The organism is Streptomyces sp. AHU1 (assembly GCF_045343905.1).
GTDB lineage: Bacteria > Actinomycetota > Actinomycetes > Streptomycetales > Streptomycetaceae > Streptomyces > Streptomyces triticiradicis.
Genome location: NZ_CP174283.1, coordinates 2297620 through 2322811 on the forward strand (window position 1 = coordinate 2297620; position 25192 = coordinate 2322811).

Sequence of the window (25192 nt, forward strand, 5' to 3'; positions counted from 1 at the left end):
TTCAGTTCAGGCCCCCTGACCGAAAGTCGGGCCTTGTGAAGGATGGCAACGGGCAGGTTGTCCACATCCGTTGACGGGGTTGAAACCGGGCCGGAGAGTGGTAATCCCACACGAGGGGGACATTCGCGGGATCACCGCGGCGCGGATCGGGGGGTCTGGCGATGAGCATCGGGACCACGCATCACGGCGGGAGCACCGGCGGGAGCGCCGACGGGGGCACCAGGAGTGTGCCGTGGGGGGACGTGCTGTTGACCGCGATCGCCTCCGTGAGCTGGGCGTTGATCGGGATGGCGGGCACCGCCGCGCTCGGTCTGCACCTGCTCGGGGCGGACGCGGCGGCCTCTCTCGGTCCCATGACCGCCGCGATGGTGGCCCTCGGGGCGAACGGCACGGTGACGCCGTCCGGCGACGTCTCCGCCTTCGGGCTGAAGGGAGCGCAGGCGCACACCGCCGTCCAGATCACGCCGCTGGGGGTGGGGCTGGTCGGCGCCCTGCTGCTGTCGTGGTTCTTCCTGCGCTCCCTGCGCGGGGCGGGGGTCGTCGTCGCGCCGGCCGAGCTCCTGGCCCGGGCCGGCGCGGTGATCGCCCTGTTCGTGGCGACCCTGGGCGGGCTCGCCTGGGCCGGACACGACGTCATCACGATCGACGGCGACAAGCTCCGGCTCGACAAGGTCACGGGCGGTGGCGGCGGGCCCGGTTCCATCACGGACAAGCTCCCGGGCGGCCTCGGGAATCTCGGGGACCTCGGGGACCTCGGCGGTCTGCTGCCCGGCAGGATCGGGGACCTCGTGAAGGCGAAGGCGGCCGTGGGGTTCTCCGTCGACACCGTGCCGACCCTGCTCGGCGGAGCCGCGTGGGCCGCCTCGGTCCTGCTGATCGCGCTGCTGGCCTCCCGGCGCACGCCGTTGCCGCACGGCTGGGACGCCGTGCACCGCGTGGTGCGACCGGCCGTCTCCTCGCTCGTCGCCGTCCTGCTGGTCGCCGTCCTCGCCGGACTCGCGGCGGCCGCGTACGCGGCGGTCGGAGACGCCCACCCGAAGCGGATCGCGGGAGCCGCGCTGCTGGGCGCCCCCAACGGTGCCTGGCTCGGTATCCCGCTCGGGCTCTTCGTTCCCTGGGACGGCAGGGCCACGGGCGAGCTCGCCAAGCTGTTGCCCGACCCCCTCGACAGACTGCTGACCGTCGACACGTCCCGGCCGGTCACCCTCGGGCGGCTCGCCGAACTCGACGGGCGCGTATGGCTGTTGGCGCTCGCCACCGCCCTGATGATGCTGTACGCGGGTGTCCTGACGGCCGCGCGTACGCCATTCGTACGGGGTGGGGGTGCGGCCGGCGGCGGAGCGGCGGGGGCGCCGGGTGTACGGGGTGACACCGCGCTGCGGTTCGCGGGGCGCTGCGCGCTTCGGCTGGGCGTCGTGACCGCGCTGGCGCTGCCGCTGCTCGTGTGGCTGACGGAGGTGTCGGTGGACGCCTCCTTGTCCGTGTTCGGGTTCGACGCGTTCGGGGCGGGGATCGAGTTGCGCGGGCGCTCGGGGGTGGCGTTGGTGCTGGGGGCGCTCTGGGGGGCGGGGGCGGGGGGCGTGGGGGCGCTGCTGGCTCGGGTCAGTGGGGCTGCGGGGCGGAGGGTTGTCGGGGGTGCCGGGGGTGCCGGGGGTGCCGGGGGTGCCGGGGGCGGTGAGGTTGTCGGGGGCGGCTGGGACGGCGGGGATGTCGGGGGTGTCGGGGGTGTCGGGGTGGCACCGGGTGACGAGGGGCTCGGTGCTGTGGGTGCGGGGGCGGGGGCGGGTGCGGGCGCGGGGCTTGGTGCTGGGCCGTATCGGCCTCGGGGGTCGTACCGGGCGCCCAACCCTGACACCAATCCGTACCTGAAGGTGCCGGACGCGTTGCGGGAGCCGGAGGACCGGGCGCCGGGGGATGTGTACGGGGCGCCCACCATGGTGGGGCCGATCGGGCCGTCGTCGAAGCGGAGGCCGGACGGGCCGCCGCCGTTGCCGCCGCCTCCGCCGCCGGTTCCGCCTTCGCCGGACGAGGGGCCGCCGTCTCCGCGTCGCCCTCGGCGCTGAGCCGGGTTCGGTGCGCTGGCCGTCGCGGATTCGGTTCGGTGGGTGGGTCGGGGCCGTGCCGGTACATCCGCCCGCATCCGGACGGATCTCAGCGGGGTCGAGAGGTGCGGGTCGGTTCCGATCCGTCCGGCCTGCGGGCATTCGATGTACCGGCACGGCCCCTCCCGCCGGATCCCGACCGCAGGTGCGTCGTGGTGGCTGTTCAGTCCCGTCCGGGGAACGTTCCAGCCCCGGACGGCACAATCCAGCCCCTCCGGCGTTTGAGGAGCGGGGGTCCGGGGGCGGAGCCCCCGGGTACGGGAAGGGTAGGGGCGGAGGGGGCGAAAGAGCGGTTGTGGGGGCGCGGGGGTGTCGTGGTGGGTGTCCCGGCCGGGTGGGTGGGTGTTCGTCATCCCCGGGTTTCCGGGGTGTCATCCAGTGTTCCGTGTCCGCTAGGCGGACCGGGCGGGCGGGAGGCACTGGGTGCCGGATACGGTGGGAAATACCATGAGCGCTTCACATACCCCTGATGTGCCCACTCTTCTTGTCAAGATCTTCGGCAAGGACCGGCCGGGCATCACCGCCGGACTCTTCGACACCCTCGCCGCCTACTCCGTCGACGTGGTCGACATCGAGCAGGTCGTCACCCGCGGCCGGATGGTGCTGTGCGCGCTCGTGACCGAGCCCGCCGCAGGCCTCGAAGGCGATCTCCGGTCGACCGTCCACAGCTGGGCGGAGTCGATGAAGATGCAGGCGGAGATCATCTCCGGCCTCGGCGACAACCGCCCGCGCGGCCTGGGACGTTCACTGGTCACGGTGCTCGGACATCCCCTCACCGCGGAGTCGACGGCCGCCATCGCGGCGCGGATCACGAAGACCGGCGGCAACATCGACCGCATCTTCCGGCTGGCCAAGTACCCGGTGACCGCGGTCGAGTTCGCGGTGTCCGGTACGGAGACCGAGGAGTTGCGCACCGCGCTGGTGACCGAGGCCTCGGCGCTCGGCGTGGACATCGCGGTGGTGGCCGCGGGTCTGCACCGGCGGGCCCAGCGTCTCGTCGTGATGGACGTGGACTCCACCCTCATCCAGGACGAGGTGATCGAGCTCTTCGCCGCGCACGCCGGGTGCGAGGACGAGGTCGCGGAGGTCACGGCGGCCGCGATGCGCGGTGAGCTGGACTTCGAGCAGTCCCTGCACGCGCGCGTGGCCCTCCTCGAGGGGCTGGACGCGTCGGTGGTGCACAAGGTGCGCGAGGAGGTGCGGCTGACGCCGGGCGCGCGGACCCTGATCCGTACGCTGAAGCGGCTCGGCTTCCAAGTCGGTGTCGTCTCCGGCGGGTTCACCCAGGTCACCGACGATCTGAAGGAACGGCTCGGGCTCGACTTCGCCCAGGCCAACACGCTGGAGATCGTCGACGGGAAGCTGACCGGCCGGGTCACCGGTGAGATCGTGGACCGGGCCGGCAAGGCGCGGCTGCTGCGCCGGTTCGCCGCCGAGGCCGGGGTTCCGCTGGCCCAGACCGTGGCGATCGGCGACGGCGCCAACGACCTCGACATGCTGAACGCGGCCGGCCTCGGGGTCGCCTTCAACGCCAAGCCGGTCGTACGGCAGGCCGCGCACACCGCGGTGAACTTCCCGTTCCTCGACACGGTCCTCTATCTGCTGGGCGTCACCCGCGAAGAGGTCGAGGCCGCCGACATGCACGAGGACGACGGTGCGCGCTGAGTGAGCGTTCTTCGGTGACGTAGGGGCCCGGCACCGTGGCGGTGCCGGGCCCCTACGTCATGGGGTCACTCCGTCGGAGCCCAGTATTCGGTCAGGGTGGCCGTCGCGGGCTCCAGGGACTTCCAGGGGCCGTCGAAGGAGAGCACCGCGAAGGCCGCGGTGTGGAAACCGTGGGCGTTCATGCGTGCGCGGGTGTCGCCCTCGGCCCGGCCCGCCAGGACATCGGTCAGGGCGTGCATGCCCGGGTTGTGACCGATCAGGATCACGTTGTGCGCGTCGTCCGGGGTCTCGTTGAGCACGGCGATCAGCTCGCCGGGCGAGGCCTCGTAGATCCGCTCCTCGTAGACCGTTTTCGGCCGGTGCGGAAGCTCCTGGACGGCGTGCTTCCACGTCTCGCGGGTCCGGATCGCGGTGGAGCAGAGGGCCAGGTCCAGGGGGATGCCGGCGTCGGCCAGTCTGCGTCCGGCGACGGCGGCGTCCATGCGGCCCCGGTCGGCGAGCGGCCGCTCATGGTCGGAGATCTGTGGCCAGTCGGCTTTCGCGTGCCGGAAGAGGATGATCCTGCGGGGTTCTGCGACGCTCATGCGTCCCAGCTTCGCACGAAACATGCCATGGGGCGCAGGGAGTTGATGCGGTCCCCCGGCGAAGGCGGCGCCCTGTCCCGTCAGGGGTGATGCCGTCCCTCCCGGGAGACCGGGTGTGCGGGCGGGCCGGGCCCCGTGGCTCACGGAGCGTTGTGCAGGACCGCTTGCCGGACGCTCTCGAACAGGTGGGTGATCGCCGGGTCGCCGGTCGCGGCGTGCGCGTCCGCCGGGTTGAGGATCATGAGCAGCAGGGTGACGAAGGCGAGCGTGGGCAGGGCGAGGGCCCACCAGGGCAGCCGGATGTCGACGCGGCCCGTGGTCGCCGGGTGGGGCCGGGTGTGCGTAGGGGCCGACATGCCGCCTCCGTGAGTCTTCGAGTGGTCCCCGGACCGCGGTTCGCGGTCACGGTTCGAAGCTACGGAATCCGCGGCTCCCGGCCCATCCGGTGATCCACCCACTTGACCCTGACACTCACCCCCTAGGGGACGGGGGGTTATCCCCACCCCCGGGTCCGGAGACCCGTCGGGGACGGGGGCGCGCCGTTCACGGGGACGCGATGGACGCGATGATGCCGATGATCACGGTGATGGCCAGCATCGCGCCGAGCACGAGCAGCAGCTTCTTCTGGCCGTTCTGGGGGTTCGGGTCGAGCACAGGCATGCGGCCAGTCTCGCACCCTTCGTCCGTCGCGCCGTCCCCGGGGCCCGTTTCCCGGGGACGGGGTCATCCGGCGGCCTCGTCCTCCACCGTGCGGTCGCGGCCCGCCAGGACGCCGGCCCCGATCTGCGGGATCATCAGCCCGGCCATCATCGCGAGGGGCAGGCCCCAGCCGCCGCTGTGCTGGTAGAGCACGCCCACGAGCAGGGGGCCCGGGATCGAGATCAGATAGCCGGTGCTCTGGGCGAACGCCGACAGTCCGGCGACGCCGGGGCCCGTCCGGGCCCGCATGCCGACCATGGTCAGGGCCAGGGGGAAGGCGCAGTTCGAGATGCCGAGCAGCAGGGCCCAGGCCCAGGCGCCCGCCGCCGGGGCCAGGTAGAGGCCCGCGTATCCGGCGAGTCCGCTGAGGCCCAGGGCGACCACTATGGGCCCCTGGCGGGGCAGGCGGGTGGCGAGGCGCGGGATGACGAAGGCCAGCGGCACGCCCATCACCATGGTGACGGCGAGGAGCAGGCCCGCGGTGCCCGCGGAGACGCCCGCGTCGCGGAAGATCTGCGCCATCCAGCCCATCGTGATGTAGGCGGCGGTCGCCTGGAGGCCGAAGAAGACGGCGAGGGCCCAGGCGGTACGGCTGCGGGTGATGCGCAGGCCGTCGCCGGTGTGCCCGGGACGGGTGACGGCGGCTGCGGTCGGTTCCGGGGGGCCGGCGGGGGCCGTACCGGGCGCGGCCGGTTCACGGTCGCCGGTGCCGGGTTCGGTGCCCTTCGCGCGTACCAGCAGGATCCACGGCAGGACGGCCGCCGCCGCGAGTCCCGCCCACACCGCGAGGCCGGAGCGCCAGTCGCCCCCCAGGGCGTCGGTCATGGGGACGGTCGCCGCCGCGGCGGCCGACGTGCCGAGGGCGAGGGCCATCGAGTACAGGCCCGTCATCGAGCCGACCTTGTCGGGGAACCAGCGCTTGACGATCACCGGCATCAGGACGTTGCTGACGGCGATGCCCATGAGCGCGAGCGCGCTGGCGGCCAGGAAGCCGGCCGTGCCCCCGATGTACGGACGCACGGCCAGGCCCGTGGTGATGGCGGCCATGCCCGCGCAGACGACGGCGGCGGGCCCGAAGCGGCGGGCGAGCCGCGGTGCGGTCACTCCGAAGACGGCGAAGCACAGGGGCGGTACGGAGGTGAGCAGTCCGGCGACGCCGCCGCTCATGCCGAGGTCGTCGCGCACCTCTTCGAGGAGGGCGCCCAGGCTGGTGATGGCCGGGCGCAGGTTGAGGGCGGCGAGGACGACGCCGGCGACCACGAGCCGGGTCGTCCACGCGCGCGGGTGGGGCGTCGCGGGTGTCGTGCTCCCGGTGGGGCGGCGTGTCGCGGGGGGACGCGTCGGCGTGCGGGTTTCCTCGGGGACCATGAGCCCCATCATAGAATCATGGGATGATTGGCTGTCCAATCCCGCTGCGTTAATCTCCGGAGCCTCCGGCCCCGCGCGAACGACCGCACCCGGGCCCGTACGAAGGACCGTCATGCCGCTGAGCCATCCCCGCCGTTCGGCCCTGTCCGAGCAGGTCATCGCCGAGCTGCGGAACCAGATCACCTCGGGCGAGTGGCCGGTGGGCTCCCGCATCCCCACCGAGCCGGAGCTCGTCGACCAGCTCGGCGTGGCCCGCAACACCGTGCGCGAGGCCGTCCGGGCGCTCGCCCACAACGGGCTGCTGGACATCCGGCAGGGGTCGGGTACCTATGTCGTGGCGACCAGCGAGCTGGCGGGCGTGATGCACCGCCGGTTCGCGGACGCCGACCCCCGCCACATCGCCGAGCTGCGGTCCACGCTGGAGTCGAGCGCCGCGAGGCTGGCCGCGGAGCGGCGCACCGAGCGCGACCTCAAGCAGCTGGACACGCTCCTCGCGCGCCGGGAGGAGGCCTGGGAGTCGGGCGACGCGGAGGCCTTCGTGGCCGCCGACGCGACCTTCCACCTGGCGGTGGTGGCCGCGTCCCGCAACGACGTCATGACGGCGATGTACGCGGATCTGGGCGAGGTGCTGCGCGACTGGCTGCGCGGGGACGTCGGCGAGGAGCTGACGCCGGAGTCGTACATGGACCACGCCCTGCTCGTCGACGCGATCAGGGCGGGCGACGCGGACGCGGCGGCCGCGGAGGCCGCGAGCTATCCCTTCCAGTGCCGGCCCGGGCCGGCGTAGGCACGGGGTGCCGTCCCCGGGCCGCGCCGGCCCGGGGGCACCGGAGCTCATTCCTCGTGGGTGATCCAGACCCTGCGGATCTCCTTCCAGCAGCGGCCGGTCAGCCGGACCGTCATCGCGGGTCCGACCTCGACCGGGGCGCTGTCGCTGTCGATGTCCCACCAGCGGGCGCACTCGACGTGCAGAGCGACGCGGTCGGTGCCCACATAGGGGTTGTGGCAGTACGCGACGACGTGGGAGCCGGTGACGGTGGTACGGCACTCGGCGCCGAACGGCTGGGGCACGGCGGGCCGGGCCCCCTCGCTCACACCCTCCGCGCGCGGGTGCGGCATCGCGTCGTGCGGAACGGCCATGACCAGGGCGACAGCGGCGAACACCGGAGCAAAGCGGTGGGACAGGCGCACAAGGGGACCTCCTCGGCCGTACGGCTGCGGGGCGGGCGGTGCGTACTCCCAGCGTGCCGCTCGCGGGGTCCGGGCCGCCCGGCCGACTGGGCCGAACGGGCGACGCCCCGCTCCCCGCGCGCTGCGGGGAACGGGGCGTCGGAACGAGGGTGGAGCGGTTACGCGCCGATGGCGTGCAGACCGCCGTCCACGTGGATGATCTCGCCCGTGGTCTTCGGGAACCAGTCGCTCAGGAGGGCGACGACGCCCTTGCCGGCCGGCTCCGGGTCCTTCAGGTCCCACTCCAGCGGGGCGCGGGTGTCCCACACGGAGGCCAGCTCGCCGAAGCCCGGGATGGACTTGGCGGCCATGGAGCCGATGGGGCCGGCGGAGATGAGGTTGCAGCGGATGTTCTGCTTGCCCAGGTCACGGGCCATGTAGCGGCTGGTGGCCTCCAGGGCGGCCTTGGCGGGGCCCATCCAGTCGTACTGCGGCCACGCGTACTGCGCGTCGAAGGTGAGGCCGACGACGGAGCCGCCGTTCTGCATCAGCGGCAGGCAGGCCGTCGTCAGCGACTTCAGGGAGAACGCCGAGACGTGCATGGCCGTGGCGACCGACTCGAACGGCGTGTTCAGGAAGTTGCCGCCGAGGGCGTCCTGCGGCGCGAAGCCGATGGAGTGCACGACGCCGTCGAGGCCGCCGAGCTCCTCGCCGACGACGTCGGCCAGGCGCCCGAGGTGCTCCTCGTTGGTGACGTCGAGCTCGATGACCTTGGTGGGCTTCGGCAGCTTCTTGGCGATGCGCTCGGTCAGCGTGGGCCGCGGGAACGCGGTCAGGATGATCTCCGCACCCTGCTCCTGGGCCAGCTTGGCGGTGTGGAAGGCGATGGAGGACTCCATCAGCACACCGGTGATCAGGACGCGCTTGCCCTCAAGAATTCCGCTCATGGTTCAGTGACCCATTCCCAGTCCGCCGTCAACCGGGATGACGGCTCCAGTGATGTACGAGGCTTCGTCCGAGGCGAGGAACCGCACCGTCGCGGCGATCTCCTCGGGCTGCGCGTAACGGCCCAGCGGCACCTGCGACACGATGTTCGCGCGCTGCTCCTCGGTGAGCGCCTGCGTCATGTCGGTGTCGACGAAGCCGGGCGCGACGACGTTGAAGGTGAGGTTGCGCGAGCCGAGCTCACGTGCGAGCGAGCGCGCGAAACCGACAAGGGCGGCCTTGGACGCGGCGTAGTTCGCCTGTCCCGCCGAGCCGAGCAGCCCGACGACCGAGGAGATCAGTACGACGCGGCCCTTCTTGGCCCGCAGCATGCCGCGGTTGGCGCGCTTGACCACACGGAAGGTGCCGGTGAGGTTGGTGTCGATGACCGAGGTGAAGTCCTCCTCGGACATGCGCATCAGCAGCTGGTCCTTGGTGACGCCGGCGTTGGCGATCAGGACCTCGACCGGGCCGTGCTCGGCCTCGATCTCCTTGTAGGCCTGCTCCACCTGCTCGCTGTCGGTGATGTCGCACTTGACCGCGAGGCACCCCAATTCCGTCAGGGCGGCCGGCGGCTCACCGGACCGGTACGTGATCGCGACCTTGTCGCCTGCGTCGGCGAATGCGCGGGCGATGGCGAGGCCGATGCCCCGGTTGCCTCCGGTGACGAGAACCGAGCGGCTCAACGGATCACCCTTTCGTTAGCGGACTGAAACCCCTGCAATACAGGCTCCTTCCTCGAAAACCTATCGGTCCGCCCGGCCTCCGGGGGAATCGGGCACCGACAGTGGGTTCGGGCGGCTGCTGTCGGATCCCTACAGAAAACCGAGGCCGTACGGCCGGATGACGGACGCCTCGTGACCGAAAGACGGGCCCGGTCACGGCAAAGGCGTGGTCGCCGGGCCCGCCCGCGCGACATGATCGGACCCGACGGGCCACGACAACAGGGAGACCTCGGTGCCTCATTCCATCGACGAAGCCTTCACGGCGCTACCGCTGCGCGCACTCGCCGACGCCGCGCTCGCGCGGGCGCGGGCGCTGGGCGCCGACCACGCGGACTTCCGCTTCGAGCGGGTGCGCAGCGCGTCCTGGCGGCTGCGCGACGCCAAGCCCGCCGGGTCGTCGGACACCACCGACCTGGGGTACGCGGTACGGGTCGTGCACGGCGGGACCTGGGGGTTCGCGTCGGGTGTGGACCTGAGCATGGACGCGGCCGCGAAGGTCGCCTCGCAGGCCGTGGCGATGGCGAAGCTGTCGGCCCAGGTGATCAGGGCGGCCGGGTCGGACGAGAGGGTCGAGCTGGCCCCGGAGCCGGTGCACTCCGAGAAGACGTGGGTCTCGTCGTACGAGATCGACCCCTTCTCGGTGCCGGACGAGGAGAAGGCGGGGTTGCTGGCCGACTGGAGCGCGCGGCTGCTGGCGGCCGAGGGCGTCAACCACGTCGACGCGTCCCTGCTGACCGTCCACGAGAACAAGTTCTACGCGGACACCGCCGGGACCGTGACCACGCAGCAGCGGGTGCGGCTGCACCCCCAGCTCACCGCCGTGGCCGTCGACGAGTCCAGCGGCGAGTTCGACTCGATGCGGACGATCGCGCCGCCGGTCGGGCGCGGCTGGGAGTACCTGCTGGGCACCGGTTGGGACTGGGACTCCGAGCTGGAGCGGATCCCCGGGCTGCTCGCGGAGAAGATGCGGGCGCCGAGCGTGGAGGCGGGGGTGTACGACCTCGTCGTCGACCCCTCCAACCTGTGGCTGACCATCCACGAGTCCATCGGGCACGCCACCGAGCTGGACCGCGCGCTCGGCTACGAGGCCGCGTACGCCGGCACCTCCTTCGCCACCTTCGACCAGCTCGGCAAGCTCAGGTACGGCTCCGACCTGATGAACGTGACCGGTGACCGCACCGCCGAGCACGGCCTCGCGACCATCGGGTACGACGACGAGGGCGTCGAGTGCCAGTCCTGGGACCTGGTGAAGCAGGGGACCCTCGTCGGCTACCAGCTGGACCGGCGGATCGCGGACCTGACCGGCTTCGGGCGCTCCAACGGCTGCGCCTACGCCGACTCCCCCGGGCACGTGCCCGTGCAGCGGATGGCCAACGTCTCGCTGCGGCCGGACCCCGGCGGGCTGTCCACCGAGGACCTGATCGGGGGCGTCGACCGCGGCATCTACGTCGTCGGCGACCGGTCCTGGTCCATCGACATGCAGCGCTACAACTTCCAGTTCACCGGCCAGCGCTTCTTCAAGATCGAGAACGGCCGGATCACGGGTCAGCTGCGTGATGTCGCGTACCAGGCGACGACCACCGACTTCTGGGGTTCGATGGCGGCCGTCGGCGGCCCCCAGACGTACGTCCTCGGCGGTGCCTTCAACTGCGGCAAGGCCCAGCCGGGCCAGGTCGCCGCGGTGTCGCACGGCTGCCCCTCCGCCCTCTTCAAGGGTGTCAACATCCTCAACACCACGCAGGAGGCCGGTCGATGAGCGCCCGTACGAGCAAGCCGCACGAGGTCGTCGAGCGCGCCCTCGAACTGTCCCGGGCCGACGGCTGCGTGGTGATCGCCGACGAGCAGTCCACCGCCAACCTGCGCTGGGCGGGCAACGCGCTCACCACGAACGGGGTCACCCGCGGGCGCACGCTCACCGTGATCGCCACCGTCGACGGCCGCGAGGGCACCTCCTCCGGGGTCGTCTCGCGCTCGGCCGTGACCGCCGACGAGCTGGAGCCCCTGGTGCGGGCCGCCGAGGCCGCGGCGCGCGGCGCCGGTCCCGCCGAGGACGGCCGGCCGCTGGTGACGGGCGTGCCGGAGTCCCCCGACTTCACGGACGCGCCCGCCGAGACCTCCTCCGCCGTCTTCGCCGACTTCGCGCCGGCGCTCGGCGAGTCCTTCGCCCGCGCGCGGGCGGGCGGGCGGGAACTGTACGGCTTCGCCAACCACGAGCTCGTCTCCAGCTACCTCGGCACGTCGACGGGGCTGCGGCTGCGGCACGACCAGCCGAACGGCACGCTGGAGCTCAACGCCAAGTCCCCGGACCGGACGCGTTCGGCGTGGGCGGGGCGTTCGACCCGGGACTTCAAGGACGTCGACCCGGCCGCGATGGACGCGGAGCTGGCGGTACGGCTCGGCTGGGCCGGGCGGCGCGTCGAGCTGCCCGCCGGGCGCTACGAGACGCTGCTGCCGCCGACCGCGGTCGCGGACCTGCTGATCTACCAGATGTGGTCGGCAGCCGCCCGGGACGCGGCCGAGGGCCGGACCGTCTTCAGCAAGCCCGGGGGCGGCACCCGCATCGGCGAGCGGCTCAGCGAGCTTCCGCTGACGCTGCGCAGCGATCCGAACGAGCCGGGCCTGGAGTCCGCCCCCTTCGTGCTCGCGCACTCCTCGGGCGACGACGCCTCCGTGTTCGACAACGGGCTGCCGCTGGGGGCCACCGACTGGATCCGGGAGGGCGAGCTGCGGCACCTGTCCACCACCCGGCACAGCGCGGACCTGACCGGGCTGCCGGTGACGCCGTCGATCGGGAACCTCGTCCTCGACGGCGGTGAGGACCGCTCCCTGGAGGAGATGGTCGCCGCCACCGAGCGCGGTCTGCTGCTGACCTGCCTCTGGTACATCCGCGAGGTCGACCCGGCGACCCTGCTGCTGACCGGGCTCACCCGCGACGGCGTCTACCTCGTCGAGGGCGGCGAGGTCGTGGGCGAGGTGAACAACTTCCGGTTCAACGAGTCGCCGGTGGGCCTGCTGGGCCGGGCCACGGAGGCGGGGCGCACGGAGAAGACGCTGCCCCGCGAGTGGAGCGACTGGTTCACCCGGGCCGCGATGCCCGCGCTGCGGGTGCCGGATTTCAATATGAGTTCTGTCAGCCAGGGCGTATAACCTCGTACCTGATTCACGAGACCACCCGAGGAGATACGAGAACCGTGACGGACATCGTCGACGAGCTGAAGTGGCGGGGCCTGTTCTCCCTGTCCACCGACGAAGATGCTTTGCGCAAGGCGCTCGCGGACGGTCCCGTCACGTTCTATTGCGGCTTCGACCCGACCGCGCCCAGCCTGCACGTCGGCCACCTGGTGCAGGTGCTCACGATGCGCCGGCTCCAGCAGGCCGGGCTGCGGCCGCTCGCCCTGGTGGGCGGGGCGACGGGCCAGATCGGTGACCCCCGCCCGACGGCCGAGCGCACCCTGAACGACCCGGAGACGGTCGCGAACTGGGTGACGCGGCTGCGTTCGCAGATCGAGCCGTTCCTGTCCTTCGAGGGCGAGAACCCCGCGGTCATGGTGAACAACCTGGACTGGACGGCCGGGCTGTCGGCCATCGAGTTCCTGCGGGACATCGGCAAGCACTTCCGCGTCAACAAGATGCTGACCAAGGACTCCGTGGCCCGTCGTCTGGAGTCCGAGGAGGGCATCAGCTACACGGAGTTCAGCTACCAGCTGCTCCAGGGCATGGACTTCCTGGAGCTGTACCGCCGGTACGGCTGCACCCTCCAGCAGGGCGGCAGCGACCAGTGGGGCAACCTCACGGCGGGCCTGGACCTGATCCACCGCCTGGAGCCGACGGCGCACGTGCACGCGCTGGCGACGCCGCTGATGGTGAAGGCGGACGGCACCAAGTTCGGCAAGACCGAGGGCGGCGCCGTCTGGCTCGACCCCGAGATGACGACGCCGTACGCGTTCTACCAGTTCTGGCTGAACGTGGACGACCGGGACGTCTCGACGTACATGCGCATCCTGTCCTTCAGGTCCCCCGAGGAGCTTCAGGAGCTGGAGAAGCAGACCGAGGAGCGTCCGCAGGCCCGTGCCGCCCAGCGCGCGCTGGCCGAGGAGCTGACGACGCTGGTGCACGGCGCCGACCAGACGGCCGCCGTGATCGCCGCGTCCAAGGCCCTCTTCGGGCAGGGCGAGCTGACCGACCTGGACGAGCGCACGCTCGCCGCGGCCCTGTCCGAGGTGCCGCACATCCAGGTCGCCGAGGCCGGTCTGGTCGTGGACCTCTTCGCGGAGGTCGGTCTGGTGGCCAGCAAGTCCGCCGCGCGCCGCACGGTCAAGGAGGGCGGCGCGTACGTGAACAACGTGAAGGTCGCCGCCGAGGACGCGGCCCCGGCGAAGGAGGACCTGCTGCACGGGCGCTGGCTCGTGCTGCGCCGGGGCAAGAAGAGCCTGGCCGCGGTCGAGGTCACGGGCGCCTGAGCGCTCCTGTGACAGGGAGGGCGCGGGCCGCTTCCGGGAAGCGGCCCGCGCCCTTCGTTCCGTTCGGGCGGGGTCAGGCCCGCTGCTGCGCCTTCTTGTTCCCCCACAGGGCCATGTAGGCCATGTCGCCCAGTGCCACGATGACGATCGCGGCGATCAGCTGGAAGAGGTGGCGGGTCCAGTCGATGCCGGACGTCGCCTCGACGCCGAAGGCGCGCGCGAGGGCGTTGCCCACGATGGCGCCGAGCATGCCGAAGATGGTCGTCAGCCACAGCGGGCTGTGCTGCTTGCCCGGGATGATCAACTTGGCGATCAGGCCCAGCACGAATCCGACGATGATCGCCCACAACCAGCCCATGTCCGCCTCCTCGTACCGCTCCCGTGAGCCGTACCGTCAGTGTCCGGCCGCCCGCCGTACGGCGCATGCCGGGCCGGGCCGTACGCGCTACGGCGCACCGGGTCCGTCGGACAGGACGTGCCCCGGCCTCGAAGGCGGCGCGGACGCGGCGTACCGTGGAAGCAGTCCGGGCCCGCTTCCTCGACGGGTCCGTGCCGGGTACGGACCGGGAGTGTCCGACACAGGCGGGTGGTGGAACGTGATCAGGAAGCAGAGCAACGTCCAGGTCTTCCGGATCACCGGAGCCAGACAGAGTCTGGACGACGACGTGCGCGGCCGGCAGCGCCGCTACGTCATCTCCATGTCCATCCGCACGGTGGCGGTGATCCTGGCCGCCGCCCTGTGGAGCGTCGAGCGGCCCGTCGCCCTGGTCGCCCTGGTCCTCGGGATCACCCTGCCGTACATCGCGGTGGTCATCGCCAACGCCGGACGTGAGAACGCGCCCTCGCTGCCCTCGACGTTCGTCTCCGCTCCGCTGCGTCCGATGATCACGCCGCCCCGGCAGGACGGCCCCGGGGAGCCGCCGCCCGAGGACGCCGCGACCGCTCCCGGAGCGCGTCCGGGAGCCGAGCCGCACGACCGGGACTGATCCCCGAGCGGAGCCGCGTCGCGCACGAACTCACCCTGGGACAAAGCCGGTTCAGCCGCACGCGGACGGCGGCGCATTCCCCTGAAACGGAATGCCGCCGCGCGGGCAAGCTCAAGAAAAGCTCAGATCAATCATGTTGTTCCGGTGCCGGGCGGCGGGTTACCCGTGACATACTTCGTACGCGCTCCGCATCCCCCGTCGGAGCGACGGACCGACGCCGGGCAGCTCCCCCCGTGGCTGCTCGGCGTCGCCTTTGCGCGCACTCGGAGCCCGGCCCGCGAACGCTCCGCCCACCCGCGCGGAGCGTGTGCCGGGGGGCCTCGGCTAGGGTCGGCAGGGTGATGTTGAACGCCCCCGGCTCCGACCCCGCCTCCCCCGTCTGCTCGGCCAAGGCCTGCCGCGCCGACGCCGTGTGGGTGCTCGCCTGGAACAACCCGAAGCTGCACACGCCCGAGCGCCGCAAGACCTGGCTCGCGTGCGAGGAGCACCGCGAGCACCTGTCGCAGTTCCTCGGTGTGCGCGGGTTCCTGAAGGACGTCATGACGCTCGACGCGTGGGAGGCCTCCCGGCCGTCGGAGCGCGGCGAGGGGTAGCCGGCGGCCCCGTCAGCCGCCGATCGCCGACATGGGGCGGTCGGGCTGCACGAACGACGGGTCGTCCAGACCGGCCCCCGCCTTCTTGCCCCACATCGCGGTGCGCCAGATGCCGGCTATCTCCTCGTCGGACGCGCCCGAGCGCAGTGCGCCCCGCAGGTCGGTCTCCTCCGCGGCGAACAGACAGGTGCGCACCTGGCCGTCGGCGGTGAGACGGGTGCGGTCGCAGGCCGCGCAGAACGGGCGGGTGACGGAGGCGATCACACCGACGCGGTGCGGGCCGCCGTCGACGATCCAGCGCTCGGCGGGTGCGGAACCCCGTTCCCCGGCGCCTTCCTCGGTGAGGTGGAAGCGGGTGCGCAGCGAGGCGAGGATGTCGCCGGCGGTGACCATGCCCTCGCGCTTCCAGCCGTGCTGGGCGTCCAGGGGCATCTGCTCGATGAAGCGGAGTTCGTAGTCGTGCTCCATGGACCAGGCCAGCAGGTCCGGGGCTTCGTCGGCGTTCAGGCCCGGCATCAGGACCGAGTTGATCTTCACAGGGGTCAGGCCGGCGTCGTGGGCGGCTTCGAGGCCCTCGACGACGTCCTTGTGCCGGTCACGGCGGGTGAGGGTCTTGAAGACGTCGGGCCGCAGGGTGTCCAGCGAGACGTTCACCCGGTCGAGGCCGGCGGCCTTCAGGGCGGCCGCGGTGCGCTTGAGGCCGATGCCGTTGGTCGTGAGGGACATCTGCGGGCGGGGGGCGAGGGCCGCGACCCGCTCGACGATGCCGGGCAGCCCGGGGCGCAGCAGGGGTTCGCCGCCGGTGAAGCGGACCTCCTCGATGCCGAGGCGGGTGACCGCGATCTCCGCCAGGCGGACGATCTCGTCGTCGGTGAGCAGGTCGGGCTTGGCGAGCCACTGCAGGCCCTCTTCTGGCATGCAGTAGGTGCAGCGGAGGTTGCACCGGTCCGTCAGTGAGATGCGCAGGTCGGTGGCGACCCGGCCGTAGGTGTCGATGAGCACGTGGGCCCCCTCCCTCGTTGCCGATCTCTTTCTCCGGATACCTGTGAGCCTACGTGACGGCACCGACGGGACGGCGGCCGATCCCACCGGACGCGGCGCGGGCCCGCCGGCGGGTACCCGCCGGTGGTCCCCTCGACGGGCCCGCGCGATGCCGGTGGCTAGGGCCTGTCCGGCGGATCAGGTCGGAGGAAACCTGCGGTGCCGTACAGACCCAGGTGAGCGGGGCTTGGTGCGGTCAGCTGCAAGGCGGAGGAGGGAGTCGACGCGGTGGGGGCACCTCCCGGCCGAAGGCTGGGGGACGTCGGCGAGTGACGACAACGCCGCTGGGGGTACCCCCTGCTCGAAGAGCTCGGGGGAGGGCGTGCCAAGCCCCGCGTCTCCGACATGATCCGCCGGACAGGCCCTAGTGGGCTCCGGTGCCGGTCAGGGAGCGGACCTCCAGCTCCGCGTACTTTCCGGCGTCCGGTTCCTCCTTGGACAGCAAGGTTCCCAGCCAGCCCAGCAGGAAACCGACCGGGATGGAGATGAGGCCCGGGTTCTCCAGCGGGAACCAGTGGAAGTCGACGTCGGGGAACATCGAGGTGGGCTTGCCCGAGACGACCGGGGAGAACAGCACCAGGCCGACCGCCGTGGCCAGACCGCCGTAGATCGACCAGAGCGCGCCCGCGGTGGTGAACCGCTTCCAGAACAGGCTGTAGAGGATCGTCGGCAGGTTGGCGGAGGCCGCGACCGCGAAGGCGAGGGCGACCAGTCCGGCGACGTTCAGGTCGCGGGCGAGGGCGCCGAGCAGGATGGACACGGCGCCGATGCCGACCGTCGCGTACCGGGCGGCCTTCATCTCCTCCTTCTCCGAGGCCTGCCCCTTCTTGATGACGTTCGCGTAGATGTCGTGCGCGAAGGAGGAGGACGAGGCGAGCGTCAGTCCCGCGACGACCGCGAGGATCGTGGCGAAGGCGACGGCGGAGATGGTGGCGAGCAGGATCGCGCCCCAGTTGGAGTCCACGCCGCCGAGGTGCAGGGCGAGCAGCGGTGCCGCCGTGTTGCCCGCCTTGTTGGAGGCGATGATCTCGTCCGGTTTGATCAGCGCGGCGGCGCCGAAGCCGAGGGCGAGGGTCATCAGGTAGAAGGCGCCGATGAGGCCGATCGCCCAGTTGACGGACTTCCGCGCGGTCTTGGCGGTGGGCACGGTGTAGAAACGGATCAGGATGTGCGGCAGGCCCGCGGTGCCGAGGACCAGTGCCATGCCGAGGGAGATGAAGTCCAGCTTGGTGGTCGAGGTGGCGCCGTACTTGAGCCCTGGTTCCAGGAAGGGCGAGCCCTTGCCGCTGTTCTCGGCCGCCCTGCCGAGCAGGTCGGAGATGTTGAAGTGGAACTTCAGCAGGACCAGGAAGGTGAGCAGGACGGCGCCCGCGATGAGCAGGACCGCCTTGACCATCTGCACCCAGGTGGTGCCCTTCATGCCGCCGATGGTGACGTACACGATCATCAGGACGCCGACGAGCGCGACGATGCCGATCTTGCCGCCGTCGCTGGTGATGCCGAGGAGCAGCGAGACGAGGACGCCCGCGCCCGCCATCTGGGCCAGCAGGTAGAAGATCGACACGACGATGGTGGAGGTGCCGGCGGCGGTACGGACCGGGCGCTGGCGCATGCGGTAGGCGAGGACGTCGCCCATCGTGTACCGGCCGGAGTTGCGCAGGGGTTCGGCGACCAGGAGCAGGGCCACCAGCCAGGCGACCAGGAAGCCGATGGAGTAGAGGAAGCCGTCGTAGCCGAAGAGGGCGATCGCGCCGGCGATGCCGAGGAAGGACGCGGCGGACATGTAGTCGCCGGAGACGGCGAGTCCGTTCTGGAATCCGGTGAACTGGCGTCCGCCCGCGTAGAAGTCGGCGGCGTCCTTGGTCTGGCGGCCGGCCCAGACGGTGATGACGAGGGTCGCGGCGACGAACACCGCGAACAGGGTGATGATCAGCGGGCGGTGCTCGCTCGCCTCGCCCGCGGCCAGCACGGTCCGGTGCGCGGTGGTCCGTACGGGGCTCATGCGCCGCCCTCCATCCGGGACTTGATGGCGTCGGCCTTGGGGTCGAGTTGAGCGGCCGCGTGCCGCGAGTACCACCAGGCGATGAGGAAGGTGGTGAGGAACTGGGCGAGGCCGAGCACCAGGGCGACGTTGACGTTGCCGAACAGCTTGGTGCCCATGAAGTCACCCGCGTAGTTCGAGAGCAGCACGTACAGCAGGTACCAGAGGATGAATCCGACGGTCAGCGGGAAGGCGAAGGAGCGGTGCGAGCTGCGCAGTTCACCGAACTCGGCGCTCTCCTGCATCTCGACGAACTTCTCGGTGGACGGGAGCTGCGCTCCGGCCCGCGCGGGTGGTGGTGCGTCGGTGGCCACGGTGTCTCCTCGCGTTGCGGGTGTGGTTGCGACGGTGGGCGGGGACAGGTCGGGGCCGGCGGACGGGGACGGTTCGGGTACGGACATGGGACTTCGACCTCACATCGGCGTGCGTCTCGTGACGGACTGCAACCGCTTGCATCCTTTCCGTGATACGGGTAAAGGAATCGATCGTCCACGGGCTCCCTGCCCAAGGTCACGGCGCCACGCGTGGACCGGTTCAACTCGCCCGGCTTCTTTCGGAAGTCGTCGCCGCGGGGCTCCGGCTTCTTTCGGAAGTCGTCGCCACAAGTCATTGCTGGCCCGGTCGGCGGCGGGATAGCTTCTGCCTGCACCATTCCGTCATGTACCTGCCCGAGCACCATCCGTGTTCGGGCAGCTCCGTTTTCCGGATGATGTGGAGATCCCATGGCTCATCTGCGTCCCAGACACCGTCTCGCGCTCGCCGTGCCGGTCGTTCTGTCGCTCACCGCCTCGCTCGGCTTCCTGCCCGGCGTCGCGTCGGCCACCCCCCTCACCGCGCCCGTCGCGACGACCGCGGACGGTCCGAACCTCTCGTACGTGGTCAACACGACGACGGACCACCGCACGATCGCGTCGGTGAAGAAGGCGATCGCGGCCGCCGGCGGCAGTGTCGTCATCGCGTACGAGCAGATCGGCGTGATCGTCGTCCACTCGGCGAACCCGGACTTCGGCCGGCAGATCCGGACGGTACGCGGAGTGCGGTCGGCCGGTGCCACCCGCACCTCGCCGCTGAAGCCCGCGGGCACGACGGACGAGGGCGCGGTGCAGGTGCTGTCCGCGGCCGAGGCCGCCAAGGTCGCGAAGACCGCCGACGCGGGCCAGGAGCCCCTCGAGGCCGACCAGTGGGACCTGCGCGCGATAGGCGCCGACAAGGCGGCCGCGGTCAACCCCGGCAGCAAGAAGGTGACCGTCGCGGTGATCGACGTCGGCGTCGACGACACGCACCCCGACATCGCGCCGAACTTCTCCGCCTCGCAGTCCGCGAACTGCGTGGGCGGCAAGCCGGACACGACGTACGGTTCCTGGCGTCCGGTGGACGCCGACCACTACCACGGCACGCACGTCGCGGGCGAGATCGCGGCGGCCCGCAACGGCGTCGGCGTCGCGGGCGTCGCGCCGGGCGTGAAGGTCTCGGGCATCACCGTGGCCGAGCCCGACTCCACCCAGCTGTTCTACCCGGAGAGCGTCGTGTGCGCCTTCGTGTTCGCCGCCGACCACGGCGTCGAGATCACCAACAACAGCTACTACGTCGACCCGTGGCTGTACAACTGCCTCGACGACCCCGACCAGAAGGCCATCGTCGACGCCGTCGACCGCGCCCAGCGGTACGCCCAGCGCAAGGGCACGCTGAACGTCGCCGCGGCGGGCAACTCCAACGACGACCTCGACTCGGACGCGCTCACCGACGCCTCCAGCCCCGACGACTCCACCGCCACGACGCGGACCGTCGACCCGCACAAGTGCTTCGACATACCCACCCAGCTGCCCGGTGTCGTCACGGTCTCCTCGACCGGCGTCAAGGGCGCCAAGTCCTACTTCTCCAGCTACGGCGACGGCGTCATCGACGTCGCGGCGCCCGGCGGCGACCGTTACCAGATCCCGGACACGCCCTCGGCGAACGGCCGCATCCTCTCCACCCTGCCGAACAACACGTACGGCTTCCTGCAGGGCACCTCGATGGCGACCCCGCACGTCGCCGGAGTGGCCGCGCTCCTGAAGTCCACGTACCCCTGGGCGTCACCGGCCCAGCTCCAGCTCCTCCTCAAGGCCCAGGCGGACAACCCGGGTTGCCCGACCGCGCCGTACGACGGCAACGGCGACGGAGTCGTCGACGCGACCTGCGCGGGCGGCAAGCGCGTGAACGGGTTCTACGGATTCGGCATCGTCAACGCCCTGCGGGCGGTGAAGTAGCGCCCGCCGCACCTCTCGTGGCCCCGGCCGCCGTCCTGTGCGGCGGCCGGGGCCACGCGCCGCCGGGGCCACGCGCCGCCGGGGCCGCCTCCCGTGTTGATCGCGTCCACACCGCATAGTGCCGGTATGACGCGAACACCGATGGCCGCTGTGTGGGAGGAGCTGGGCGGCGACCCCGCCCTGCTCCCCGGGGTTTCGACCGTGGCGCGGGCGGGGGCCTTGGAAGCCGCCCTGCCCGTACGGGCGTTGGCGCGCGCCTGCGTGGGGGCCTGCGCGCTCGCCGCCGCCGAGCTGGGAGCCCGGCGGGCCGGGCTCGCGCGGGTTCCGCGAGTGAGCGTGGACGACGGCGCGGTCGCCACCGCGTTCGTCAGCGAACGGCATCTGCGCATCGACGGGCGCGCGCCGCTGAACTTCGCCCCGCTGTCCCGGTTCTGGCGGACCGCGGACGGCTGGGTGCGGACGCACGCGAACTATCCCCGTCACCGGGCCCGGCTGCTGGACGCGCTGGGCGCGGCGGACGACGCGAGCCCCGAGGACGTGGCGGCCCTGCTCGCCGGGCGCTCCGCGCGGGAGATCGAGGAGACGGTGTACGCGGCGGGCGGCCTCGCGGTCGCGCTGCGCACCCCGAAGGAGTGGTCGGCCCACGCGCAGGGCCTCGCACTGGCACAGCGCCCGCTGGTCGAGTGGGATGGGCCCGCCGGACGGTACCGACCGGTCGACCCGGGCGGGTCGGCCGGCCCCGCCGAGCAGGCCGGACCCACGGACCCGGGCGGGGCCGGCGGGCACGAAGGAGCGGGGCGGGCGGCGCGCGGGCCGGGGCTCGGGGAGCTGTCCGGGGATGGGGCGCTGCTGCCGGCCTCCGGGGTGCGCGTCCTGGACCTGACCCGGGTCATCGCCGGCCCGGTCGCCACCCGCACGCTCGCCCTGCTGGGCGCCGATGTGCTGCGCGTCGACGCGCCGCAACTGCCGGAGGACCTGGACGCGCACGCCGACACGGGCTTCGGCAAGCGCTCGACGCTGCTGGACCTGGCGGCCGACCGGCGCGCCTTCGACGAACTGCTGGCGTCGGCGGACGTCGTCGTCACCGGGTACCGGCCCGGCGCCCTGGACCGTTTCGGGCTCTCCCCCGAGGCTCTGGCCGAGCGCCGTCCGGGCCTCGTGGTGGCCCAGGTGTCGGCGTGGGGGACGTACGGGCCCTGGGGCGGGCGGCGGGGCTTCGACAGCCTGGTCCAGGTGGCGACCGGGATCGCGGTGACGGAGGGATCGCCCGAGCGGCCGGGCGCGCTGCCGGCGCAGGCACTCGACCACGGGACCGGGTATCTGCTGGCGGCGGCCGTCCTGCGCGCGCTGACCGAACGGACGGAGTCCGGCCACGGCCGCGTCGTACGGCTGGCGCTCGCACGCACGGCGATGTGGCTGACGGACGGGATCGGGCGGGCGGAGACACCCGGCGCCGTACCGGACACCTCCGCGGGGGAACCGTACGACCGCCCCGACGCCTGGCTGGCCGAGCGGACCGGCCCCGTCGGCCGGCTCCGCCACGCCCTGCCCCCCGTCTCCTTCACGGGCGGCCCCACCGACTGGTCCCGCCCGCCGGGCCGTTGGGGGACGGACCCCGCGCGATGGGCCTGAGAGGGCGCGGCACCGGGCGGACCCGGCGCGTCGCCGAGCGGCCTTCCCGCCGTCGCCTTCCCGCCGTCGCCTTCCCGCCGTCGCCTTCCCGCCGTCGCCTTCCCGGCACTCCGGGCACGGCTGCGGCGGCGCCGGGCGGGTGCCCCGCGCGGCGTCCGGCCTCCCGCGCGCGAAGACCGTGGCACCGGGCGTGGCCACGCGGTCCCGCGCCCGGGGACCGTGTATCGCGCGGTCGTCACGGGGACAGCGGCTCCGGACACGGTCGTCGCGGTCCCGGGACCGCTCACGGCGTCCGGCCGGCGTCTCCCGTCGGCCGGACGGCGGGAGGCGTCGGTCCCGTGGGGGCCGGCCGGTCCGGCCCGGTGTCAGCCGGTGACGAGGACCTTCAGCGCGGTCCGCTCGTCCATCGCCTTGTAGCCCTCGGGCACGCCCTCCAGGCCGACGGTCATGTCGAAGACCGGTGAGGGGTCGATGGTCCCGTCGAGGACGTCGGGCAGCAGCTCGGGGATGTAGGCGCGCACCGGGGCGACACCGCCGCGCAGGGCGATGTTCCGGTCGAACATGACGCCCAGGTCGAGGCCCGTACCACTGCCGTGGGGCACGCCGACGAAGCCGATGGCGCCGCCGTCGCGGGTGATGTTCACCGCGGTGCTCATGGACTGCTCGGTGCCGACCGCCTCGACGACGCAGTGGGCGCCCTGGCCCCGGGTCAGCTCGCGGACGGCCTCGACCGCGGCCTCGCCGCGCTCGGCGACGACGTCCGTGGCGCCGAAGCGGCGCGCGATGTCGGTGCGGACCTCGTGGCGGCCGAGCGCGATGATCCGCTCCGCGCCGAGCCGCTTGGCCGCGAGGACGGCGCACAGCCCGACGGCCCCGTCGCCCACCACGGCGACGGTGGAGCCCTTGCGGACCCCGGCGCCGAGGGCCGCGTGGTGGCCGGTGCCGAGGACGTCGGACAGGGTCAGCAGCGCGGACAGCAGGTGGTCGTCGGAGGCCGCCTCCTTGGGCAGCTGAACGAGCGTGCCGTCGGCGAAGGGGACGCGCACGGCCTCGCCCTGGCCGCCGTCGTAGCCGACGGAACCCCAGAAGCCGCCGTGCACGCACGACGTGGTGAGGCCGTCCCGGCAGTACTCGCAGACGCCGTCGGACCACATGAAGGGCGCCACGACCAGGTCGCCGCGCCGGACGCCGGTCACCGCGGCGCCCGTCTCCTCGACGACGCCGAGGAACTCGTGCCCGATCCGCTGGCCCGGCTGCCGGGCCGCCTCGCCGCGGTACGCCCACAGGTCGCTGCCGCAGATGCAGGACCGCAGCACCCGCACGATCGCGTCGGTGGGCAACTGCACCATGGGCTCCGGCACCTCCTCCACACGCATGTCGTACGGGGCGTGGATGGTGGTGGCGCGCATGGCGAGGATCCTTCTCGTGCGGAGCGTGGGTGAGATGCGCTCAGGGGGTGGTCGAGCGCACCTCACCGTACGCCGCCACGGTCGCGCGTCGCGCGGCGAGGGGTCCGAGCACCCCTCGGACCAGCAGGAACTGGGCCGCGATGTAGGTGAGCATGATCCAGAAGGCCGCCTTCGGCAGCTGCGGCCAGTCGGCGACGCCGGTGGCGATCAGCGTGTCCGAGAGCATGAAGAGAACACAGCCGATCGCCGCGACGAGCCCGAGGCGCGTGACCCGTGGGCCATCGCGGTCAGCAGCAGGCTTTGACGCCCTCACTTGCCCGGAGGCGGGTGATTCCGGTCCGTACTGGTTCGCAGCACCACCGTGGGTTCCTGTTTCACGGGCCTCCGCCGACCTGTGAGGGTCGGTCTTACGTGGCCTCCGCAGGCCTGACTTCCCGTCCGTCCGGCGGTAGGCCGGACAACTTTGTCGTCCGGCAAGCCGATAGTAGCCATGCCGTTGCGGCCCTTCAGGCCGCTATAAGTCAGGATGCCCTTCACCTCCACCCCGAAGGATGGAGGGTCGAACAAGGGTTCGTGCCAATGGGGCGAGCGGTGCGCGGGTTCACGCGACGGTCTCCGTGGCCGGGGCCGCGGCCGGGGCCGGCGGCGCGGGCTGCCAGCCGGGCCCGCCGAGGAGCCGTCCGGCGCGCTCGCGCCAGTTAGCCGCCGCCCGCAGGTCCCTGGCGATGGCGGTGTACTCGTGGGTGGCCACGCGCAGCGGGTTGTACGTGGAGATGTTCTTGGTGAGCCCGTAGACGGGCCGTTCGGTCTCCGCGACGAACGATCCGAAGAGGCGGTCCCAGACGATGAGGATGCCGCCGAAGTTGCGGTCCAGGTAGCCGCCCTGGGAGGCGTGGTGGACGCGGTGGTGGGAGGGCGTGTTGAGGACGGACTCGAACCAGCGGGGCATCTTGTCGATGCGCTCGGTGTGGATCCAGAACTGGTAGACGAGGCTCACCGACGAGCAGAACGCGAGCGCGGCCGGGTGCACCCCGAGGGCGATCATCGGGAGGTAGAAGGGCCACGACGTCCAGCCCGTCCAGGGCTGGCGCAGCGCGGTGGTGAGGTTGAACTTCCTGCTGGAGTGGTGCACGACGTGGCAGGCCCACAGGATGCGGATCACGTGGTGGCCGCGGTGGGACCAGTAGTAGAAGAAGTCCTGGGCGAGCAGCATCGCCGGGATCGTCCACCACAGGACCGGCACCCGCAGCGGCGTGAGCGAATGGACCGCCGTGTAGATCATGACGATCGGGATCTTCCACAGGAAGTCGAAGAACAGGCTGCCGAGACCCATGCCGAGGCTCGTCGCGGCGTCCTTCGTCTCGTACCCCGCGGCGTCGTCGTCGGGATGGAGACGGACGCTCACCATCTCGATCACGGCGAGGAGGACGAAGGCGGGTATCGACCAGAGCACGACATCGGGCAGGTTCGGCATGGGTGAACCG

At 72.1% G+C, this 25192-nt stretch carries 23 protein-coding genes and 1 pseudogene; 10 read left to right on the forward strand and 14 right to left on the reverse strand.

Annotation, left to right across the window (positions count from 1 at the left end):
* The first annotated feature begins 161 nt into the window (after positions 1-161).
* Both ACICHK_RS10500 and serB read left to right on the forward strand, forming a co-directional pair.
* Positions 162-2063 carry a streptophobe family protein gene (locus ACICHK_RS10500; RefSeq protein WP_406836679.1) on the forward strand — a complete coding sequence of 634 codons (1902 nt, stop codon included), beginning with the start codon at positions 162-164 and terminating at the stop codon, positions 2061-2063.
* Positions 2064-2549: 486 nt separating this feature from the next.
* Positions 2550-3767, forward strand: a complete 1218-nt coding sequence (gene serB / locus ACICHK_RS10505) for a phosphoserine phosphatase SerB (protein WP_151470453.1) — start codon at positions 2550-2552, stop codon at positions 3765-3767.
* Between the two features lie 65 nt (positions 3768-3832).
* Here the strand turns inward: serB and ACICHK_RS10510 are convergent, their stop codons facing one another.
* The 4 genes from ACICHK_RS10510 to ACICHK_RS10525 all read right to left on the reverse strand — a co-directional run bounded on the left by ACICHK_RS10510 (position 3833) and on the right by ACICHK_RS10525 (position 6430).
* Positions 3833-4351 carry a SixA phosphatase family protein gene (locus ACICHK_RS10510; RefSeq protein ID WP_406836680.1) on the reverse strand — a complete coding sequence of 173 codons (519 nt, stop codon included), beginning with the start codon at positions 4349-4351 and terminating at the stop codon, positions 3833-3835.
* A 140-nt stretch (positions 4352-4491) separates the two neighbouring features.
* Positions 4492-4707 carry a hypothetical protein gene (locus ACICHK_RS10515; RefSeq protein ID WP_151470451.1) on the reverse strand — a complete coding sequence of 72 codons (216 nt, stop codon included), beginning with the start codon at positions 4705-4707 and terminating at the stop codon, positions 4492-4494.
* Between the two features lie 187 nt (positions 4708-4894).
* Complete coding sequence (locus ACICHK_RS10520; RefSeq protein ID WP_263974370.1) at positions 4895-5011, reverse strand: SGM_5486 family transporter-associated protein; 117 nt, start codon at positions 5009-5011, stop codon at positions 4895-4897.
* 63 nt (positions 5012-5074) lie between these two features.
* Entirely contained in the window at positions 5075-6430 is a 1356-nt protein-coding gene (locus ACICHK_RS10525; RefSeq protein ID WP_406836681.1) for a CynX/NimT family MFS transporter, read from the reverse strand.
* A gap of 100 nt (positions 6431-6530) precedes the next feature.
* Here ACICHK_RS10525 and ACICHK_RS10530 point away from each other — a divergent pair, with 100 nt between their 5' ends.
* Positions 6531-7205, forward strand: coding sequence for a FadR/GntR family transcriptional regulator (locus tag ACICHK_RS10530; protein ID WP_406836682.1), 675 nt, complete (start codon positions 6531-6533; stop codon positions 7203-7205).
* Between the two features lie 47 nt (positions 7206-7252).
* On the opposite strand, the gene ACICHK_RS10535 is transcribed toward ACICHK_RS10530, so the two are convergent.
* From ACICHK_RS10535 to fabG, 3 genes are all read right to left on the reverse strand, one after another.
* Positions 7253-7609, reverse strand: a complete 357-nt coding sequence (locus ACICHK_RS10535; protein WP_406836683.1) for a hypothetical protein — start codon at positions 7607-7609, stop codon at positions 7253-7255.
* A gap of 158 nt (positions 7610-7767) precedes the next feature.
* Complete coding sequence (gene fabI / locus ACICHK_RS10540; RefSeq protein ID WP_406836684.1) at positions 7768-8535, reverse strand: enoyl-ACP reductase FabI; 768 nt, start codon at positions 8533-8535, stop codon at positions 7768-7770.
* 3 nt (positions 8536-8538) lie between these two features.
* Positions 8539-9258 carry a 3-oxoacyl-[acyl-carrier-protein] reductase gene (fabG, locus tag ACICHK_RS10545; RefSeq protein ID WP_151470447.1) on the reverse strand — a complete coding sequence of 240 codons (720 nt, stop codon included), beginning with the start codon at positions 9256-9258 and terminating at the stop codon, positions 8539-8541.
* Between the two features lie 271 nt (positions 9259-9529).
* On the opposite strand from fabG, the gene ACICHK_RS10550 reads away from it, so the two are divergent.
* The 3 genes from ACICHK_RS10550 to tyrS are packed head-to-tail and all read left to right on the forward strand — an operon-like array spanning position 9530 to position 13757.
* Positions 9530-11053 carry a TldD/PmbA family protein gene (locus ACICHK_RS10550; protein WP_151470446.1) on the forward strand — a complete coding sequence of 508 codons (1524 nt, stop codon included), beginning with the start codon at positions 9530-9532 and terminating at the stop codon, positions 11051-11053.
* Positions 11050-12444 (forward strand): metallopeptidase TldD-related protein, encoded by a 1395-nt coding sequence (locus ACICHK_RS10555; protein WP_151470445.1) that lies wholly within the window; start codon positions 11050-11052, stop codon positions 12442-12444. The genes ACICHK_RS10550 and ACICHK_RS10555 overlap by 4 nt, the downstream gene beginning before the upstream one ends.
* A gap of 44 nt (positions 12445-12488) precedes the next feature.
* Positions 12489-13757, forward strand: a complete 1269-nt coding sequence (gene tyrS / locus ACICHK_RS10560; RefSeq protein WP_406836685.1) for a tyrosine--tRNA ligase — start codon at positions 12489-12491, stop codon at positions 13755-13757.
* A gap of 73 nt (positions 13758-13830) precedes the next feature.
* Here tyrS and ACICHK_RS10565 read toward each other — a convergent pair whose 3' ends face one another.
* Positions 13831-14115: a GlsB/YeaQ/YmgE family stress response membrane protein gene (locus ACICHK_RS10565; RefSeq protein WP_151470443.1), complete on the reverse strand. Its 285-nt coding sequence runs from the start codon at positions 14113-14115 to the stop codon at positions 13831-13833.
* Positions 14116-14326: 211 nt separating this feature from the next.
* Between ACICHK_RS10565 and ACICHK_RS10570 the strand changes: the two genes are divergently transcribed.
* Both ACICHK_RS10570 and ACICHK_RS10575 read left to right on the forward strand, forming a co-directional pair.
* Complete coding sequence (locus ACICHK_RS10570) at positions 14327-14743, forward strand: DUF3099 domain-containing protein (protein WP_406836686.1); 417 nt, start codon at positions 14327-14329, stop codon at positions 14741-14743.
* Positions 14744-15084: 341 nt separating this feature from the next.
* Complete coding sequence (locus ACICHK_RS10575; protein WP_406841190.1) at positions 15085-15336, forward strand: hypothetical protein; 252 nt, start codon at positions 15085-15087, stop codon at positions 15334-15336.
* 12 nt (positions 15337-15348) lie between these two features.
* Here ACICHK_RS10575 and moaA read toward each other — a convergent pair whose 3' ends face one another.
* From moaA to ACICHK_RS10590, 3 genes are all read right to left on the reverse strand, one after another.
* Entirely contained in the window at positions 15349-16338 is a 990-nt protein-coding gene (gene moaA / locus ACICHK_RS10580) for a GTP 3',8-cyclase MoaA (RefSeq protein WP_406836687.1), read from the reverse strand.
* 403 nt (positions 16339-16741) lie between these two features.
* Complete coding sequence (locus ACICHK_RS10585) at positions 16742-18379, reverse strand: cation acetate symporter (protein ID WP_406836688.1); 1638 nt, start codon at positions 18377-18379, stop codon at positions 16742-16744.
* A complete protein-coding gene (locus ACICHK_RS10590; protein ID WP_151470441.1) occupies positions 18376-18732 on the reverse strand; it encodes a DUF485 domain-containing protein in 357 nt (118 codons plus the stop codon). Before ACICHK_RS10590 ends, ACICHK_RS10585 begins: the two co-directional genes overlap by 4 nt.
* A 408-nt stretch (positions 18733-19140) precedes the next feature.
* On the opposite strand from ACICHK_RS10590, the gene ACICHK_RS10595 reads away from it, so the two are divergent.
* Together ACICHK_RS10595 and ACICHK_RS10600 are read left to right on the forward strand one after the other, a co-directional pair.
* Complete coding sequence (locus tag ACICHK_RS10595) at positions 19141-20667, forward strand: S8 family serine peptidase (RefSeq protein ID WP_406836689.1); 1527 nt, start codon at positions 19141-19143, stop codon at positions 20665-20667.
* Between the two features lie 126 nt (positions 20668-20793).
* Positions 20794-22299: a CoA transferase gene (locus ACICHK_RS10600; protein ID WP_406836690.1), complete on the forward strand. Its 1506-nt coding sequence runs from the start codon at positions 20794-20796 to the stop codon at positions 22297-22299.
* 365 nt (positions 22300-22664) lie between these two features.
* On the opposite strand, the gene ACICHK_RS10605 is transcribed toward ACICHK_RS10600, so the two are convergent.
* The 3 genes and pseudogenes from ACICHK_RS10605 to ACICHK_RS10615 all read right to left on the reverse strand — a co-directional run bounded on the left by ACICHK_RS10605 (position 22665) and on the right by ACICHK_RS10615 (position 25182).
* A complete protein-coding gene (locus ACICHK_RS10605) occupies positions 22665-23708 on the reverse strand; it encodes a zinc-dependent alcohol dehydrogenase family protein (protein ID WP_151470439.1) in 1044 nt (347 codons plus the stop codon).
* Between the two features lie 40 nt (positions 23709-23748).
* Positions 23749-24008 (reverse strand): annotated as a pseudogene (locus tag ACICHK_RS10610) (lysoplasmalogenase family protein); the annotation flags it as partial.
* 301 nt (positions 24009-24309) lie between these two features.
* Positions 24310-25182 (reverse strand): sterol desaturase family protein, encoded by an 873-nt coding sequence (locus ACICHK_RS10615; protein ID WP_406836691.1) that lies wholly within the window; start codon positions 25180-25182, stop codon positions 24310-24312.
* Between the last annotated feature and the right edge of the window lie 10 nt (positions 25183-25192).